The organism is Martinezella multihospitum, assembly GCF_900094585.1.
Lineage (GTDB): Bacteria > Pseudomonadota > Alphaproteobacteria > Rhizobiales > Rhizobiaceae > Rhizobium > Rhizobium multihospitium.
In genome coordinates, this window is the sequence record NZ_FMAG01000003.1 from 838,072 (window position 1) to 855,094 (window position 17,023).

A 17,023-nucleotide genomic window follows, 5' to 3' on the forward strand; every position below is an offset into this window, starting at 1 on the left:
GTCAGCATCGGCGAATGCTGACGAAAGGGGAAATCGTCTATGGATATTGTTGGGTTGCTGCAGGATCCCGCCGCATGGGTGGCACTCATCACCCTTGTCGTCATGGAGGTGGTCCTCGGCATCGACAACCTCATCTTCATCTCGATCCTCACCAACAAGCTGCCGCCGGAACATCGCGACAGAGCCCGTAAGATCGGCATCGGCCTCGCCCTCGTCATGCGCCTTGCGCTGCTCGGAACCGTCGCCTGGATCGTTCAGCTGACCCAGCCCGTCTTCGAAATTTTCGGTCAAGGCTTCTCCTGGAAGGACATGATCTTGATCGGCGGCGGCCTCTTCCTCGTCTGGAAAGCGACGAAGGAGATCCATCATAATGTCGATCCCCAGGAACAGGGCGAAGACTTCATCGCCAAATCGACGACATCGACCTTCGCCGCAGCGATCGGCCAGATCCTGCTGCTCGATCTGGTCTTCTCGGTCGACAGCATCATCACCGCCGTCGGCATGACGCCGCACCTGCCGATCATGTTCGTCGCCGTTATCGCCGCAGTCACGGTCATGCTGGTCGCAGCAAACCCGCTTGCGAACTTCATCGAGAAGAACCCGAGCATCGTCATGCTGGCGCTCGCCTTCCTGCTGATGATCGGCACGACGTTGATCGCCGAAGGCATGGGCGTGCATGTTCCCAAGGGCTACATCTACGCCGCCATGGCCTTCTCCGCCCTCGTGGAAGTGCTGAACATGATGGCGCGCAACCGCCGGAAAAAGACCTCGGGCGGTCACTGATCGGGAAAGCCGTGCCTTCGAACGGGCGCGGCCTTCATCGCCTGGATCAATCCTGGACGTGCACGTCGACCCATTCGCCGATGTCGCCGCGGCCGTAAATGTCGACCTTGATCCAGACGTTGCCGCGAACGATGTAGTTCCCGGCATCGTCGGCAATATTGCCGTTTGCCAGCATGGCTTCCAGCTTCTGGCGATTGGAGGGCAGCGAGAAGAAACTGTCGCCCTGGTCGCCACGGTCACGGCGGCGATAGGCGTGATAGTTGGCGCGGTCCTGGCGGATGATCTGCCAGGGTAGCGTCAGGCGCTCGCCCTTGGAATTGTAAAGGTCGTCATTGCCGATATAGGCGCGGTAGGACTCGATCAGTCGGGCGGAACCGTCCCGCGTGATGGTCGACTGGGCCGCGGCGGCGTCGACTATCGAGACCGTCAATAACAAGCTCAAAAGCAATTTCTTCATAGTATCCTCGCGGTGAACGATTGAAGACCTATTTCGCCACTGCCGTGAAAATTGCAAATCAAATTCGGCAAGCATAAGGCTTTTCTGCCGAAACCCTTATGAAGGGTAAAGACGCTTCGTGAATTTGAAAGGCCGGCTCTTTTCGATGCAGCACAGCGTTCTTGGCGTCGTCGCCCGCTCTTGCGGCGCAGTTTCCCTTGACGCCACCCCCTGAATATGGCCTAAGGCCAGCCATACGGAAAACGCTGATAGAAGCGGCAAGACGCCCTTTTCCGGCCGGTTTCCTGATCCAGATAGACATTTTCGGCTGGACGGCGCTTGTCCCAAGCGCGGCCCGGCCTTTTATGACGGGCAAACAAGATGACCACTTCAGGCGTTCGCGTCCGCATCGCACCCTCCCCCACCGGCGAGCCGCATGTCGGCACCGCTTACATCGCGCTGTTCAACTATCTCTTCGCCAAGAAACACGGCGGCGAGTTCATCCTGCGCATCGAGGATACCGACGCGACCCGCTCCACCCCGGAATTCGAGACCAAGGTTCTCGATGCGCTGAAATGGTGTGGCCTGAAATGGGCCGAAGGTCCCGATATCGGCGGCCCCTACGGCCCCTATCGCCAGAGCGACCGCAAGGACCTCTACAAGCCTTACGTCGAGCAGATCGTTTCGGCCGGTCACGGCTTCCGCTGCTTCTGCACGCCCGAGCGCCTGGAGAAGATGCGCGAGGCGCAGCGCGCCGCCGGCCTGCCGCCGAAGTATGACGGCCACTGTCTGAACCTTTCGGCCGAGGAAGTCTCGACGCGCGTCGCCGCCGGCGAGCCGCATGTCGTGCGCATGAAGATCCCGACCGAAGGCTCTTGCAAGTTCCATGACGGCGTCTACGGCGACGTGGAAATCCCGTGGGACGCCGTCGACATGCAGGTCCTCTTGAAGGCCGACGGCATGCCGACCTATCACATGGCCAACGTCGTCGACGACCACCTGATGAAGATCACCCATGTCGCGCGCGGCGAGGAATGGCTCGCATCGGTGCCGAAGCACATCCTGATCTATCAGTATCTCGGCTGGGAGCCGCCGGTGTTCATGCACCTGTCGCTGATGCGCAATGCCGACAAGTCGAAGCTGTCGAAGCGCAAGAACCCGACCTCGATCTCCTATTACACGGCTCTCGGCTATATCCCCGAAGCGTTGATGAACTTCCTCGGCCTGTTCTTCATCCAGATCGCCGAAGGCGAAGAGCTTTTGAGCATGGACGAGCTTGCCGCAAAGTTCGATCCGGAAAACCTCTCCAAGGCCGGCGCGATCTTCGACATTCAGAAGCTCGACTGGCTGAACGGCCGCTGGATCCGCGAAAAGCTCTCGGAAGAAGAGTTCCAGCACCGCGTTCTGACCTGGGCAATGGAAAACAGCCGCCTGCAGGAAGGCCTGAAGCTGTCGCAGTCGCGTATCACCAAGCTCGGTGAACTGCCCGATCTCGCCGGCTTCCTGTTCAAGTCCGATCTCAACCTTGATCCCTCCGCTTTCGCCAAGATCAAGTCGACACCTGAAGAGCTGTTGGAAATCCTGAACACCGTCCAGCCGGACCTCGAAAAGATCCTCGAATGGAATGTCGAGACAATCGAAGCCGAGCTGCGCGCCATCGCTGACCGCATGGGCAAGAAGCTGAAGGTCATCGTTGCCCCGCTCTTCGTCGCGGTATCGGGCTCCTCGCGCTCCCTGCCGCTTTTCGATAGCATGGCGATCCTCGGCCGCTCCGTCGTCCGCCAGCGGCTGAAACTGGCCGCGCAGACCGTTGCGACCCTCGTCGGCCCGAAGAACTGAACCGGACTTAGAACCATGAACGACAAGACCGAAAACGCCACCCTCTCCTCCGACGCAACGGAAGTTCGCGCGCAGAAGCTGAAGCTGCTGCGCGAGCAGATCGGCGACGTCTATCCGGCGCATTTCCACCGCACGATGACCAATGCCGAGCTGGCTGCGAAATACGAGGGCCTGGAGCCGGATACCGAAACTGCCGACGTCGTCACCGTCGCCGGCCGCGTCTACTCCTCGCGCAACTCCGGCATGTTCATGGATATCCATGACGCCTCGGCCAAGATCCAGATCTTCAGCCACAAGGACGTGACCTCGGAAGAGGCCCGCTCCCTGCTGCCGATGATCGATATCGGCGACATCATCGGCGTGACCGGCGTCGTGCGCCGCACCAAGCGCGGCGAGCTGACGATCAACGCCCAGCAGATCACCATGCTGACCAAGTCCCTGCTACCGATGCCCGAAAAGTGGCATGGCCTCTCCGATATCGAGCTGCGCTACCGCAAGCGCCATCTCGACATCATGACCAACGAGGAATCGAAGCTCCGCTTCCAGCAGCGCAGCCGCATCGTTTCGGGCATCCGCCGCTTCATGGAAAATGACGGCTTCATGGAAGTCGAGACGCCGATGCTGCATTCGGTTTACGGCGGCGCCACCGCCGAGCCGTTCAAGACGCATCACAACACGCTGAAGCTCGACATGTACCTGCGCATCGCGCCGGAACTGTTCCTGAAGCGCACGCTGGTATCCGGCCTCACCGACAAGGTGTTCGAGATCAACCGCAACTTCCGCAACGAAGGCGTCTCCACCCGGCACAATCCTGAATTCACCATGATGGAATGTTACTGGGCCTATGCCGACTACGAGGACATCATGGACCTCGTCGAGCGCATGTTCTCGACGCTCGCGATCTCGATCCACGGCAGCACGGAATTCGCCTTCGGCGACAAGCAGATTTCCTTCAAGGGTCCGTTCCGCCGCGTACCGATGCCCGACGCCGTCAAGGAGGCGACCGGCATCGACTTCCTGGCGATCAAAACCGATGAAGAAGCCCGCGCCGCCTCCAAGGCCGCCGGCTTTGCCGTCGAGAAAGACGCGACTTGGGGCGAATGCCTTGCCTTCATCTTCGAAGAGAAGGTCGAGGGCACGCTGATCCAGCCGGCTCACGTGACGCATTTCCCGAAGGACATCTCGCCATTCGCCAAGGAAGTGCCGGGCGAGCCGCGCCTCGTCGAGCGCTTCGAAACCTATTGCAACGCCTGGGAACTCGGCAACGCCTTCTCGGAACTCAACGATCCGGAAGAGCAGCGCGCCCGCATGGTCGAGCAGCTCGAGCAGGCGCATGCCCGCGGCGAAAAGCAGAAGGAACTCGACGAGGAATTCCTCGACGCGATCGATCAGGGCATGCCGCCGGCGGGCGGTCTCGGCATCGGTGTGGACCGTCTCATCATGCTTTTGACCAACTCGCCGTCGATCCGCGACATCATCCTCTTCCCGGCTCGCCGCAACAAGGCGGATTGAGACGGCCTCGTCGCCCGAAAAGAAAAGGTGCGTACCATGACGGATAAAGAGACATCAGCCGCGGATGCCGACAGCGAGCAGCAGCGGTTGGCCGATCTTGCAGAGATCGGCGATATCGATCTCTCGCAATACGCACCGGGAACTTTCGGCTGCCACGAAGCGATGCACACGGCATCGATCATGCTCGACATGACCGACGACCAGCTGCTGCAGCACCCGGCCATCCTGGCGAATCCCGACTTTTACCGACTTGCGGGCGAAATTCACGAAGCCCTCTTCGCGCTCTACCAGGCAATCGGCGAGAAACATCTGGCGGAATGAGGCTATTGCCTTTCCGCCCGATAGCGCAAAGCCGGTTTTGATCAGTTGGTGACGGGCGAGCGGCGGTCGGCGGCACCCGTCATGGTCGGATCCAATCCCGGTGACGGGTTTTTTCCCTTGGTCCCGGCATCGGCACCGATGAAATCACCGTTTGCATCATAGCCCGGCTGCACATTGCCGGTCGATTTCGGTTCAGGCAGCTGCGGCTTGGCATCGTGGCCCTCCGCTTGATTTGCGGCCGCTTTCTCTTCCGCGGCGATCGCCGCCTTCATCTTGTCCTTCTTGGCGTCGCCGCCATTGTCTGCCGCCAGCGCGTTGTCGCAGTCGGCCAGATTCTTCAATCCGGCGATCGCCGCATCGATATCCTGCGGCAGCATGGTAATCTGCTCGCCATAAAACAGGCCGGCATTGCTCGCACCGCCATCATAGTAGCGTGCCGTCAGCGGTGCCTCGGAGCTGCCGTCGACAAGCCGGTCGGGATGAGCCACATAGACAACATCGGCGCCAAGCGCCCGGCCACGCAGATCGGAACGCAGCGTCGGCCCGTTCTTGTCGAGAACCACAACCTGGACGAGATCCGGTTTCTGTTCCTGATAGACAGCCTTGGCAACCCGGAGCGCAGTCTTGACGCGCGTCAGCCCATCCGTCGGCTCGGTGCGGATATATTTGCGAACCCAGAAACGGTTATCCTTGCGGATCGTAACAAGATTGACATCGGTGCACTGAAGCCCGTTGGGAGATGCGGAGGCGAGACCGAGCAGCCTGTCCTTGCCGACATAAAGCGCCAATACGCCGGAGCAGCCTATGAGAAAGGCCACTCCGCCGATCATGACGACAAATTTCCGGGGTGTCCGGAAAATGTGCAGTAAGGCGCTCACGCCAACTGCTCCAGCATAGACCACTCCAAGCCGACAAAAATGATCAACCCTCACGTTAGGGAATTGGCGTTTCGGAATACTTAAAACTGAGGTGAAACTTGTGCTGTCCTCAACATCGTTACCAAAAAAGGTCCAAACTTTCACACCTATGACGGGCGCTTGCCTTCCGTGCCGCGAACATGCTCTAACCTTGGCATGGCCTTCACCTTGAGACAGCTGCAATACTTCGTCGCCGTGGCGGAACAAGGCTCCGTGACGCGCGCCGCGCAGAACCTGTCCATCTCGCAATCCTCAGTCACCGAGGCCCTCAAGGAACTGGAAAGCGATCTCGGCGTCGAACTGTTCGAGCGCCATCCGCGCGGATTGTCCATCACCCATAACGGCCACCAATTCCTGCGCCACGCAACGAAGATCCTGGCGACAGTCTCCGACGCACGCACCAGCTTTTCCGGCAAGCAGAACGAGGCCGGCGGCACGCTGAATATCGGCGTGACATCGCTTGTCGCCGGTTATGTGCTGTCTGATCTTCTGGCGCGCTATCGCCGCGCCTGCCCCGGGGTTGAGGTCAGCGCCATCGAGGACAATGGCGGCTATCTGGAACATCTTCTGGTTGGTGGCGAACTCGACGTCGCGGTCATGGTCATTTCCAATCTGCGCGACCGCATGGCCCTGCAGGCCGAGATCCTGGAGACCTCGCCCTATCGCCTCTGGCTGCCCATGGGCCATCCCCTCGTCTCGGCCGATATCATCAGCGTCGCCGATATCAGCCGCGAGCCGCTGATCATGCTGACCATCGATGAAATTGAGGAAAATACCGGCAAGCTGCTGACGGCGCTCGGCGCCCGCCCGCATGTCGCCTTCCGCACACGCTCCGTCGAGGCGGTGCGCAGCCTGGTTGCGACAGGCGCCGGCGTCGCGCTGCTGCCGGATCTCGTCTATCGTCCCTGGTCGCTGGAAGGCGACCGCATCGAAAGCCGCGACGTCTCCGGTTCGCTGCCGGTGGTGCAGGTCGGCATGGTCTGGCGCAAGGGATCGAGCCTTCCGCAGGCTGCCCGCGATTTCGTCGGCGTCGCCGAAAGCATGCGCTCGGGCCGCCAGCGCTAGCAAGCGCGGCCCTCCATCGCTACGTGGAGAATGCAATCGAAGATTGTTCATCCGGTGAGGCCAGGTATGAAGACCACAATCATATTCGACTGTGAATTCCTCTGTCTCGAAGGGTCGCAACGCCGGTTCTGGTGCGCCGCCCACGATCCCGATCCGGTCATCGCGCAGCTCGGGGCCGTCAAGCTTAGCCTCGAAGAGGGCTTCCCGATCTTGGACAGCTACAAGGCCTATGTGCGCCCGATCGACAGGTTTGGCGATCAATATGCGCTCGATCCGTTTTTCACCACACTCACCGGCATCACCGAGGAGAGCCTCAACACAGAAGGCATATCGCTGCAGGATGCCCTTGCCGGCCTGGATCTCTTCTCGAGTGGCGCCCGCTTTTGGTCCTGGGGCAAGGACGAACTGAATATGATGGCGATCAGCTGCTATGTCGCTGGAATTCAGCCCTCCATTCCCGCGCATCGCTTCGACAATGCCGTCAAGCTTCTGCTGGCAGCGGGAATGCCTGTCGAGGATCTGGCGAAGACGCCAAGCAACGAGCTTTCTCACTACTATGGCGTGCAGCATCCACCACTCCGGGGACACGATGCGCTTGATGATGCCCTTTCCCTCTCCTACGCGCTGCAACACCTCCTGAAGGCTGGAAAGCTGCGGCCAGAGGCTTTCGATCTGGCCCGCATACAGAGATAAGAATCGGAATTTCCCATGTGGTAGCAATGGCAGAGAGCCAAAAAGCTTCTCTGGGTCTTCCAGTTTTAAATAGCGTAAGTGATGCCGGTAATCCGTTCCAGGTCATTGAACAGAGCGCGCCAAGCGGAAGGATCATCTGCATAGGAAGCCGTTTTCACCTCGACAGGATTGCCGCGCAACTCCATGAAGCCGCCAGGTCCGTAATAACCGCCAGGTCGGGCATTCTCCAAAGTTGCAGCCATAAGCGTCGGCCACGCGCCCTTCTCCGAACTTTGCAGTAGAGGATACGTCAAGATGCCGGCAATCTTGGTGCTCAAGGTTGTTGCGGCAAAGAGATTGGTTCGCGCGCCGCCAGGATGGCTAATGGTAGATAGCAGCCGGTCGCCCGCGCGGCGCTGTAACTCACGAGCGAAGAGGACGTTGGCAAGCTTCGTCTTGGCATAAACCCGCATCGGCACGTAGCTGTCCTTGGCCTCAAAATCAGTAATCGGCCCGGGCTCGAACATCTTATGTGTGCCAGACGCGACTGTTACGACACGTGGGCGGTTTGTGCGCAGCAACGCCGGCAAAAGCAAACCAGTCAACCGATAAGGCCCGAAGACATTGGTCGCGAACTGCAGTTCGTGGCCGTCGACGCTAACTTCACGCCGCGGAAGGCCCATTATGCCAGCATTATTGATCAGCATATCAATCGGGCGGCCATCTTCGAGCTGGCTGTCGGCGAATGCTTGAAGGGACACAGGATTGGAAAGGTCCAGGACACCCCAGCGCACATTGGCGCGCGGAATAATGTCGCGAATGCGCTTTACCGCGTCCTCGCCTTTGGACTTGCTACGCGCACCGATCGTAACCTGTGCGCCGGCGCGAGCCAATTCGAGCGCGGTATGCCACCCTATTCCGCTGTTCCCGCCTGTAACGATTATTCGTCTATCCGTTTGCGGGGGGATTTCTGCCGGGGTCCAAGCATTGCTCATTTTCGTTGCCTTCTGTCCTTGGAAATTGGCGCGCTGCAACCTTGCTTCCGTAAAGCGATGCATCGTGACAAAATTAACTCTTTATGTCAAAATGATTCAGTAAGAGCCGAAGGTCAAGTGGAAGAACGCAACAACTTGACAAAAAACATTCAATTTGTCACAAATCGCTATGGCACCTAGGATAACCCCAGAAGAAGTTGCTTCACGCCGTGACACCATTTTGAACGCCGCAAAATGGTGCTTCCTCAATTTTGGCTTTGCCAAAACGTCGCTGGACGATATCGCCAAACGCGCCTGCATTTCGCGCACGCTGCTCTACAAAACGTTCAGCAACAAAGAGGACATCTATACCGCCGTGTTTCGGCATTGGCTCATATCACGGCACCCGCTTGCGAAGGCGGCCGTTGCGGGTGATGGCACGCAGCGGGAACGCCTCTTCGAGGTTTGCCGGATAATGCTAATCGAGCCTTGGGCGGACATGGTTGGAGCGCCTATGGCCGGCGAGTTCTATGAAGTTTGTGAACGGCTAGACCCAGAAATCGATGCGCTCCATCACAAAATAGCATTCGAGTGCATATCGGCAATTTTAGGGGATGAACTCGCGGCTGATGTATTTATGAAGTCGTTAGACGGTCAGATTGGGGACGATCCTTCTGTTCCCGTTCTTGAGAAGCGAGTCCGATTGCTAATCGATCGCTTCACTTGAAATCGGAATTTCCGATATCGACTTTCTGATAAATGAATTTGCGAATGCGGCGAAATCGCGTCACCTTTTCTTCCGGGAACAGGAAGCCAGCCACTGGCTCCGCACAATCAAGGCTCAAAAACCGGGAGAGTCCGATGAAGCATCTGCTGAAATCATGCACGGCCGCACTCGCATGCCTAAGTTTCGCCACGCAGGTCATTGCCGCCGAGCCATTGAAGACGCTCGGCAAGGGCGAAGGCGCCGTCAGCATCGTCGCATGGGCCGGCTATATCGAGCGTGGCGAAAGCGACAAGAATTACGATTGGGTCACCGGCTTCGAAAAGGAGACCGGCTGCAAGGTCAGCGTCAAGACTGCGGCGACCTCGGACGAAATGGTCGCGCTGATGAACGAAGGCGGTTTCGACCTCGTGACCGCATCCGGTGACGCATCGCTGCGTCTCGTTGCCGGCAAGCGCGTCCAGCCGATCAATACCGACCTGATCCCGAGCTGGAAGAACCTCGACGAACGCCTGAAGAATGCCCCCTGGCATACCGTCAACGGCGTCCACTACGGCGTGCCCTATCTCTGGGGGCCGAATGTGCTGATGTACAACACTGCCGCCTTCAAGGATCAGGCGCCAAAGAGCTGGAACGTCGTCTTCGAAGAAATGAACCTGCCTGACGGCAAGTCCAACAAGGGCCGCGTCCAGGCCTATGACGGCCCGATATATATCGCTGACGCCGCTCTTTACCTCATGGCACACAAGCCTGAGCTCGGCATCAAGGACCCCTACGAACTCAACGAAGACCAGTACAAGGCTGCTCTGGAGCTGCTGCGCGGCCAGCGCAAGCTCGTCAGCCGCTACTGGCACGACGCGATGATCCAGACCGACGACTTCAAGAATGAAGGCGTCGTCGCCTCCGGCTCGTGGCCGTTCCAGGTGAACCTGCTGCAGGCCGATAAGCAGAAGATCGCCTCCACCTTCCCAGATGAGGGAACGACGGGCTGGGCCGACACCACCATGCTGCATGCCGACAGCGAGCATCCGAACTGCGCCTATATGTGGATGGAACATTCCCTCCAGGCCAAGGTCCAGGGCGATGCCGCCGCCTGGTTCGGCGCCGTGCCTTCGGTTCCGGCAGCGTGCAAAGGCAACGAACTTTTGACCGACAGCGGTTGCGCCACCAATGGCTATGACCACTTCGACAAGATCCGCTTCTGGAAGACGCCTGTCGCAAAATGCACGAGCCAGAGCGAGTGCGTGCCGTACCATCGCTGGGTTTCCGACTATATCGGCGTGATCGGCGGCAGATAGCGAACCGCATCGGCCCTCGCCGCTCCGAATGCGGAGCGGCGATCCCGTTGGCACCTTGAGGCGCCAGCATCAGCAGCAGACCAGATCTCGAAGCCGGTCCTGCTGACCAACATCAAACATTCTGCATATCCCTGGAGAAACCAATGAACGCCGTTCGTTTCCAGCAGGTGTCGCGCCATTTCGGCCAGGTCCGCGCTGTGGACCGCGTCGATCTGGAGATCGCGCCCGGCGAATTCTTCGCCATGCTCGGCCCTTCCGGTTCCGGCAAGACCACCTGCCTCAGGCTGATTGCCGGCTTCGAGCAGCCCACGGGCGGCCATATCGAAATCTTCGGCGAGACGGCCGAAGGTGTGCCGCCCTATAGGCGCAACGTCAACACGGTCTTCCAGGATTACGCCCTGTTTCCGCATCTCAACATCCTCGACAACGTCGCCTACGGGCTGATGGTCAAGGGTATCGGCAAAGTCGAGCGGCAGCGCGCTGCCGAGCAGGCGCTGGAGCTGGTGAAGCTGCCGGGCTATGGCGCCCGCCGCCCCGGCCAGCTCTCAGGCGGCCAGCGCCAGCGCGTGGCGCTCGCCCGCGCCCTCGTCAACAAGCCGAAGGTGCTGCTGCTCGACGAACCGCTCGGCGCGCTGGACCTGAAGCTGCGCGAGCAGATGCAGGAGGAGCTGAAGAGCCTGCAGCGGGCGCTCGGCATCACCTTCGTTTTCGTCACCCATGATCAGGGCGAAGCCCTGTCCATGGCCGATCGCGTCGCCGTCTTCAACGACGGCCGCATCGTGCAGCAGGGCACGCCGCACGACATCTATCAGCGGCCGAAGACCCGCTTCGTCGCCGATTTCGTCGGCTCCTCCAATGTCATTGCGCCTGAAACCATGTCGTCGCTCGGCGGCGAGCGGCGCTGGGCAAGCCTGCGCCCCGAGGCCATCCGGTTGACTGAGGAGAGCGGCGTGGCAGCGACCGTGAAGGCCACAAGCTTTCTCGGTGCTGCTACCCGCCTCTCGGTGGAGGCAAATGGCGCCCGCCTGCATGTGACCGTACCCGCCGGCCAATCGGCTCCGGATACCGGCGCCTCCGTCCGCCTCGCCTGGCTGTCGGCGGATGTCCACTATATGGATGACGCCGCATGAACGCCGCAGCCTTCCCCGCTTCGTCGCAACAGGCGCCGGCCTCGATCCTGCCGAGCCGCGGCGGCGTCTTCGGCCGCCTCTCGGATCTGTTCTGGCGCCGCCCGAAGCTGCTGCTGTTTCTGATGCTGACGCCGCCGCTGCTCTGGCTCGGCATCATCTATATCGGCTCGCTGATTGCGCTCTTGCTGCAAAGCTTCTTCTCGATCGACGACTTCTCGGGGATGGTGAACTACGAGTTCACGCTCTCGACCTATGCGCAGCTGCTGAATACAGCGAATTTCGACATCATCGTCCGCACGGTCGTCATGGCCGCACTCGTCACGCTCGCCTCTGCCTTCGTCGCCTTCCCCATCGCCTATTACGCAGCGCGCTATGCGCAGGGCAAATGGAAGGCGCTATTCTATCTCGGCGTCATGCTGCCGCTTTGGTCGAGCTATCTCGTCAAGGTCTATGCCTGGAAGCTGATCCTTGCCAAGGAAGGCATCCTCACCTGGATCTTCGACAGACTGCATCTCGGCTGGCTGCTCGACGGCGTGCTTGCCCTCCCCATTATTGGCGGCAACTCGCTCTCGGTGAGCTATATCGGCACCTTCCTCGTCTTCGTCTATATCTGGCTGCCCTACATGATCCTGCCGACGCAGGCCGCTCTCGAGCGTGTGCCGGCAAACCTGCTGGAAGCCTCCTCCGATCTCGGCGCAACGCCGAATCAGACCTTCCGCACGGTGCTATTGCCGCTCGCTTTGCCGGGTGTTGTCGCCGGCTCCATCTTTACCTTCTCGCTGACCTTAGGCGATTACATCATCCCGCAGATCATCGGGTCCTCGCGCCTCTTCATCGGCCAGGCCGTCTATACGCAGCAGGGAACCGCCGGCAATGTACCACTGGCCGCCGCCTTCTCCGTCGTGCCGATTGTCATCATGGCCATCTATCTCTGGATCGCCAAAAAGCAGGGAGCCTTCGATGCGCTCTGATCGTGGCCAACGCGCCTCCTTCCCCTTGAAGATCGCAGCAGCCGGCGGCCTGCTCTTCCTGCACCTGCCGATCCTGTTGATCTTCGTCTATGCCTTCACCACGGAGGAGAAGAGCTATCAATGGCCGCCGCCGGGACTCACCCTGCAATGGTTCGGCATCGCCTGGAACAGGCCGGATGTCTGGTCGGCGCTGGCGCTCTCCGTCCAGGTGGCAACCGTCGCAACCGCGATCGCATTGATCCTCGGCACGCTTTGCGCTGCCGCCGTCAGCCAGACGAAATTCTTCGGCCGCGAGGCGATCTCGCTGCTGGTCATCCTGCCGATCGCGCTGCCCGGCATCATCACCGGCATCGCGCTGCGCTCGGCCTTCAGCCTGTTCGATATCCCTTTCTCGGTCTGGACGATCGTTCTCGGCCATGCCACCTTCTGCGTCGTCGTTGTCTATAATAATGCCGTCGCCCGTTTCCGTCGCACTTCCGGTTCGCTGATCGAGGCATCGATGGATCTCGGCGCCGATGGCTTCCAGACCTTCCGCCATGTCGTCTTGCCGAACATCGGCACGGCGCTACTTGCCGGCGGCATGCTTGCCTTCGCGCTGTCCTTCGATGAAGTCATCGTCACCACATTCACCGGCGGCCAGCAGATGACCCTGCCGATCTGGATGCTGGAGGAACTCATCCGCCCGCGCCAGCGACCCGTCACCAACGTCGTCGCCATGGTCGTCGTGCTTGTCACCTTCCTGCCGATCCTGGCAGCCTACTATCTTACCCGCGACGGCGACCAGATCGCCGGCGGCGGCAAATGAAAGGGAGAGAATAATGGATACCCAAATGCTGATCGGCTCCCGCTTCGAAGCCGGCACGGAAACGGAAGAGCATGTGCTCAACCCGAAGACCGGCGAGAAGGTGCTCGACCTGCCTGAGGCCTCGCTCGGCCAGATCGATGCCGCCGTCGATGCCGCCGAAAAGGCCTTCACCAGCTGGTCGCAGACGACGCCAAGCCAGCGCTCGGCCTATCTCCTCAAGATCGCCGACGCGATCGAGCGCGATGCCGAAGGTTTCGCAGCACTTGAGGCGCTGAACTGCGGCAAGCCGATCAACGCCGTGCTCAACGATGAAATCCCGGCAATCGTCGATTGCTACCGCTTCTTTGCCGGCGCGGTGCGCAACCTGCACGGCCCGGTCGCCGGTGAATATCTGCCCGGCCACACCTCGATGATCCGCCGCGATCCGATCGGCATCGTCGGCTCCATCGCGCCCTGGAACTATCCGATGATGATGATGGCCTGGAAGCTGGCGCCGGCGATATCAGGCGGCAACACCGTCGTCTTCAAGCCCTCCGAGCAGACGCCGCTGACGGCGCTCAAGATGGCAAAGCTGCTCGCGGATGTGCTGCCGGAAGGCGTCGTCAACGTCATCCTCGGCCGTGGCGAGAGCGTCGGCAACGCGCTGATCAACCACCCGAAGATCGGCATGGTCTCCATTACAGGCGATGTCGCCACCGGCAAGAAGGTCTTGCAGGCCGCGGCCAAGACCGTGAAGCGCACGCATCTCGAGCTCGGTGGCAAGGCCCCGGTCATCGTCTTCGACGACGCCGACATCGACGCCGTCGTGTCGGGCATCCGCACATTCGGCTATTACAATGCCGGCCAGGACTGCACCGCCGCCTGCCGCATCTATGCCGATGCCAAGGTCTATGACAATTTCGTCGCCGACCTCACCTCGGCCGTGTCGAGCATCAAGTTCAACCTTGCCGACGACACCGAAAACGAGATCGGCCCGCTGATCTCCAAGCGCCAGCGCGACCGCGTCGAAAGCTTCGTGACCCGCGCCGCCGAACACAAGCACATGGAAATCACCACCGGCGGCAAAATCTCCGGCGAACGCGGCTTCTTCTATGCGCCGACCGTCGTTGCCGGCTCGACGCAGGACGATGAGATCGTCCGCCGCGAGGTCTTCGGCCCGGTCGTCTCGGTGACGCGCTTTACCAACCCCGACGATGCCGTTGCCTGGGCCAATGACAGCGACTACGGCCTCGCCTCCTCGGTGTGGACCAAGGACATCAGCCGCGGCATGCAGACGGCAGCCCGCCTGCAATATGGCTGTACCTGGATCAACACCCACTTCATGCTGGTCAACGAAATGCCGCATGGCGGGCTCAAGCAATCCGGCTACGGCAAGGATATGTCAGTCTACGCTATCGAAGACTATACGGCGGTGCGGCATGTGATGATCAATCATGGGTGAGATGCGACTGTCGATGACAGTCGGCTTTCTCGAGTTTTGGGGTAGCGCTGTACCCCCCTCTGTCCCTTTCGGGACATCTCCCCCACAAGGGGGGAGATCGCTGGGAGTTTGCCGCACACTCTGCGAAGTCCATAGGTCTTAACTTCAGCAGATACGATGCTGATTTGAATGCAAAAGGCTACCGCGAGTTACCAATCTCCCCCCCTTGTGGGGGAGATGTCGCGACAACGACAGAGGGGGGTGAAGCACCCTCCACACATCCCATAGTGTCAGTCAACGACGACAATACATCTTCGTGCCAAAACGCCTTCGGAACAATTCACCCCTCTCCCGCGTCTTTAAGAAGTACAACGCAGAGGAGATTGCTAAATGCTGAAATGGGCTCTCATTTTCTTTGTAATTTCTTTGATCAGCGGCTTTTTCGGCTTTTCGGGCGTGTCCGCGGCAACGGCAACCATCGCGCGCGTTCTGTTCGCCATCTTCCTGATCATCTTCCTGGTGTTCCTGATCCTGGCCGTCATGGCCGGTAATGCCGTCGTCTAACGGCAGGGATCATCGGCGCATCGGGGCGGGCCTAGATCAGGCTCGCCCCGACGTTTATGGCAAGCGCCAGGATCGTCGTATTGAACAGGAACGATAGGATCGCGTGCAGAAGCGCCAGCTTACGCATCGATACCGTGGAAATGCCGATATCGGCGGTCTGCGCGGCAACACCGATGGTGAAGGAGAAGTAGAGGAAGTCCCAATAGATCGGCTCCTCCAAAGGCTCGGCGAATTTCAGCCCCTGCCCCTTGCCCGGAATGCTATAGAACCGGTGTGCATAGTGGATGGTGAATAGCGTGTGCAGGAAGGTCCAGGATATCAGGATCGTCACGATCGCCATCATCACGCGGTAGAACGCGACTTCGGGTGAGGCGTCCTTGACGCCAAGCAGGTCCAGCGCAATGCCGCCGATACTCGCGAGCGCCGCCGCAATCGACAGAAACAGCAGGAATCCATCCGAGAAATCGAGATCGGCCGAGCGCTTGCGAATGCGCTGCGGGTCGGCCGTCAGCATCCGGTAGAGGCTGTAGACGATATAGACGACCGCAGTCGTATCCCAGGCGACCAACAGGTTGCCGGCATTGAAATCGCGCGACGTCAGAAGCAGGAAGACGGCGATGCCGGCCAGCACCGAAATCACGATGACATGGTGCTTGCGCCACAGAACGAGCCATCTGGAATGATGCAAATGTCCCTGCGCATCCATGGCGGCTCTCCCGATCGCAAATCGTCTTTCAAAACAACGATTCGCCGACGAGAGTGGCAAATAAAAGGAGACCCCGCAATACGGGGCTCCGATCAGAAAAGAAGCCTCAGCCCGTCCAGCCGCCGTCGATGACGTGGATCTGGCCAGTCGTGAAGCCCGCTTCGTCGCCGGCAAGATAGGTCACCAGCGCGGCGATCTCCTCGGCAGTCGCAATACGGCCCATCGGCTGGCGGGCGATGAAATCCTTCATCGCCTTCTCATAGTCGCCGGTTGCCTTCAGCCGCTCGTGCAGCGAGGGGCTGTCGACGGTGCCGGGGCAAATGGCATTGGCGCGGATGCCCTTGGCAACGAAATCGGCGGCGATCGACTTGGTGAGCCCGATGACGGCAGCCTTCGAGGCGCAATAGGCGAAACGGTTCGGCACGCCCTTCACGCTGGAAGCAACCGAGGACATGTTGACGATCGAGCCCTTGCCCTTTTCCAGCATGCCCGGCAGGAAGGCCCGGCAGGTCGTGTACATCGCTTTTGCGTTCAGATTGAAGGAGAAATCCCAGTCCTTTTCCTCGCAGTCGAGGATCGTGCCGGAATGCACGAAGCCGGCGCAATTGAAGAGCACATCGATCGGGCCGAGTTCCTCGGCGTAAACCTTGACCGCCGCGCCATCGAGCACGTTCAATACATGCTTCGTGGCGCCATCCAGCGTCGAGAGCGTCTGCTCGTTGATGTCGGTGGCGTAGACATGCGCGCCAAGCGAGATGAAGCGCTCCGCCGATGCCCGGCCGATGCCCTGCCCCGCCGCCGTAATGACGACCTTCTTGCCTTCCAACCCGTGACCCATAATCCTGATCCTTTCCTCGGGGACTATGATCCCATCCATTCCGGCCGT

18 protein-coding genes are annotated in these 17,023 nt (G+C 60.1%); 13 read left to right on the forward strand and 5 right to left on the reverse strand.

What is annotated here, in order from left to right; all coding sequences use genetic code 11:
* Window positions 1–39: 39 nt before the first annotated feature.
* Entirely contained in the window at window positions 40–783 is a 744-nt protein-coding gene (locus GA0061103_RS15635; RefSeq protein WP_092712567.1) for a TerC family protein, read from the forward strand.
* Window positions 784–829: 46 nt separating this feature from the next.
* Here GA0061103_RS15635 and GA0061103_RS15640 read toward each other — a convergent pair whose 3' ends face one another.
* On the reverse strand, window positions 830–1,240 hold the full coding sequence (locus GA0061103_RS15640) for a hypothetical protein (RefSeq protein WP_092712568.1): 411 nt from the start codon (window positions 1,238–1,240) through the stop codon (window positions 830–832).
* Window positions 1,241–1,600: 360 nt separating this feature from the next.
* Here GA0061103_RS15640 and gltX point away from each other — a divergent pair, with 360 nt between their 5' ends.
* Genes gltX through GA0061103_RS15655 form a run of 3 tightly spaced genes read left to right on the forward strand, consistent with a single transcriptional unit; the run spans window position 1,601 to window position 4,891 of the window.
* Window positions 1,601–3,058 (forward strand): glutamate--tRNA ligase, encoded by a 1,458-nt coding sequence (gene gltX / locus GA0061103_RS15645; RefSeq protein WP_092712569.1) that lies wholly within the window; start codon window positions 1,601–1,603, stop codon window positions 3,056–3,058.
* Between the two features lie 15 nt (window positions 3,059–3,073).
* Window positions 3,074–4,570 (forward strand): lysine--tRNA ligase, encoded by a 1,497-nt coding sequence (gene lysS / locus GA0061103_RS15650; RefSeq protein ID WP_092712570.1) that lies wholly within the window; start codon window positions 3,074–3,076, stop codon window positions 4,568–4,570.
* 36 nt (window positions 4,571–4,606) lie between these two features.
* Window positions 4,607–4,891 (forward strand): hypothetical protein, encoded by a 285-nt coding sequence (locus GA0061103_RS15655; protein ID WP_092712571.1) that lies wholly within the window; start codon window positions 4,607–4,609, stop codon window positions 4,889–4,891.
* 41 nt (window positions 4,892–4,932) lie between these two features.
* Here GA0061103_RS15655 and GA0061103_RS15660 read toward each other — a convergent pair whose 3' ends face one another.
* A complete protein-coding gene (locus tag GA0061103_RS15660) occupies window positions 4,933–5,721 on the reverse strand; it encodes a hypothetical protein (RefSeq protein ID WP_425349501.1) in 789 nt (262 codons plus the stop codon).
* 243 nt (window positions 5,722–5,964) lie between these two features.
* On the opposite strand from GA0061103_RS15660, the gene GA0061103_RS15665 reads away from it, so the two are divergent.
* Window positions 5,965–6,873, forward strand: coding sequence for a LysR family transcriptional regulator (locus GA0061103_RS15665; protein WP_069615994.1), 909 nt, complete (start codon window positions 5,965–5,967; stop codon window positions 6,871–6,873).
* A 66-nt stretch (window positions 6,874–6,939) separates the two neighbouring features.
* The gene (locus GA0061103_RS15670) at window positions 6,940–7,566 is read left to right on the forward strand and encodes a 3'-5' exonuclease (protein WP_092712573.1); all 627 of its coding nucleotides are present in this window, start codon (window positions 6,940–6,942) and stop codon (window positions 7,564–7,566) included.
* Window positions 7,567–7,631: 65 nt separating this feature from the next.
* Here GA0061103_RS15670 and GA0061103_RS15675 read toward each other — a convergent pair whose 3' ends face one another.
* Window positions 7,632–8,579: an SDR family NAD(P)-dependent oxidoreductase gene (locus GA0061103_RS15675; protein ID WP_245304756.1), complete on the reverse strand. Its 948-nt coding sequence runs from the start codon at window positions 8,577–8,579 to the stop codon at window positions 7,632–7,634.
* 181 nt (window positions 8,580–8,760) lie between these two features.
* Here GA0061103_RS15675 and GA0061103_RS15680 point away from each other — a divergent pair, with 181 nt between their 5' ends.
* The 7 genes from GA0061103_RS15680 to GA0061103_RS15710 all read left to right on the forward strand — a co-directional run bounded on the left by GA0061103_RS15680 (window position 8,761) and on the right by GA0061103_RS15710 (window position 15,431).
* Window positions 8,761–9,246 carry a TetR/AcrR family transcriptional regulator gene (locus tag GA0061103_RS15680; RefSeq protein ID WP_245304757.1) on the forward strand — a complete coding sequence of 162 codons (486 nt, stop codon included), beginning with the start codon at window positions 8,761–8,763 and terminating at the stop codon, window positions 9,244–9,246.
* Between the two features lie 134 nt (window positions 9,247–9,380).
* Window positions 9,381–10,541, forward strand: a complete 1,161-nt coding sequence (locus GA0061103_RS15685; RefSeq protein WP_092712574.1) for an ABC transporter substrate-binding protein — start codon at window positions 9,381–9,383, stop codon at window positions 10,539–10,541.
* A gap of 143 nt (window positions 10,542–10,684) precedes the next feature.
* On the forward strand, window positions 10,685–11,671 hold the full coding sequence (locus tag GA0061103_RS15690) for an ABC transporter ATP-binding protein (RefSeq protein WP_092712575.1): 987 nt from the start codon (window positions 10,685–10,687) through the stop codon (window positions 11,669–11,671).
* A complete protein-coding gene (locus GA0061103_RS15695) occupies window positions 11,668–12,642 on the forward strand; it encodes an ABC transporter permease (RefSeq protein WP_092712576.1) in 975 nt (324 codons plus the stop codon). Before GA0061103_RS15690 ends, GA0061103_RS15695 begins: the two co-directional genes overlap by 4 nt.
* A complete protein-coding gene (locus GA0061103_RS15700; protein WP_092712577.1) occupies window positions 12,632–13,447 on the forward strand; it encodes an ABC transporter permease in 816 nt (271 codons plus the stop codon). The genes GA0061103_RS15695 and GA0061103_RS15700 overlap by 11 nt, the downstream gene beginning before the upstream one ends.
* Before the next feature lie 13 nt (window positions 13,448–13,460).
* Complete coding sequence (locus GA0061103_RS15705; RefSeq protein ID WP_092712578.1) at window positions 13,461–14,888, forward strand: gamma-aminobutyraldehyde dehydrogenase; 1,428 nt, start codon at window positions 13,461–13,463, stop codon at window positions 14,886–14,888.
* A gap of 369 nt (window positions 14,889–15,257) precedes the next feature.
* Window positions 15,258–15,431: a DUF1328 domain-containing protein gene (locus tag GA0061103_RS15710; protein ID WP_015341190.1), complete on the forward strand. Its 174-nt coding sequence runs from the start codon at window positions 15,258–15,260 to the stop codon at window positions 15,429–15,431.
* 31 nt (window positions 15,432–15,462) lie between these two features.
* On the opposite strand, the gene GA0061103_RS15715 is transcribed toward GA0061103_RS15710, so the two are convergent.
* Complete coding sequence (locus tag GA0061103_RS15715; RefSeq protein WP_092712579.1) at window positions 15,463–16,137, reverse strand: DUF1345 domain-containing protein; 675 nt, start codon at window positions 16,135–16,137, stop codon at window positions 15,463–15,465.
* A gap of 106 nt (window positions 16,138–16,243) precedes the next feature.
* Window positions 16,244–16,975, reverse strand: a complete 732-nt coding sequence (locus GA0061103_RS15720) for an SDR family oxidoreductase (RefSeq protein ID WP_092712580.1) — start codon at window positions 16,973–16,975, stop codon at window positions 16,244–16,246.
* Window positions 16,976–17,023 lie beyond the last annotated feature (48 nt).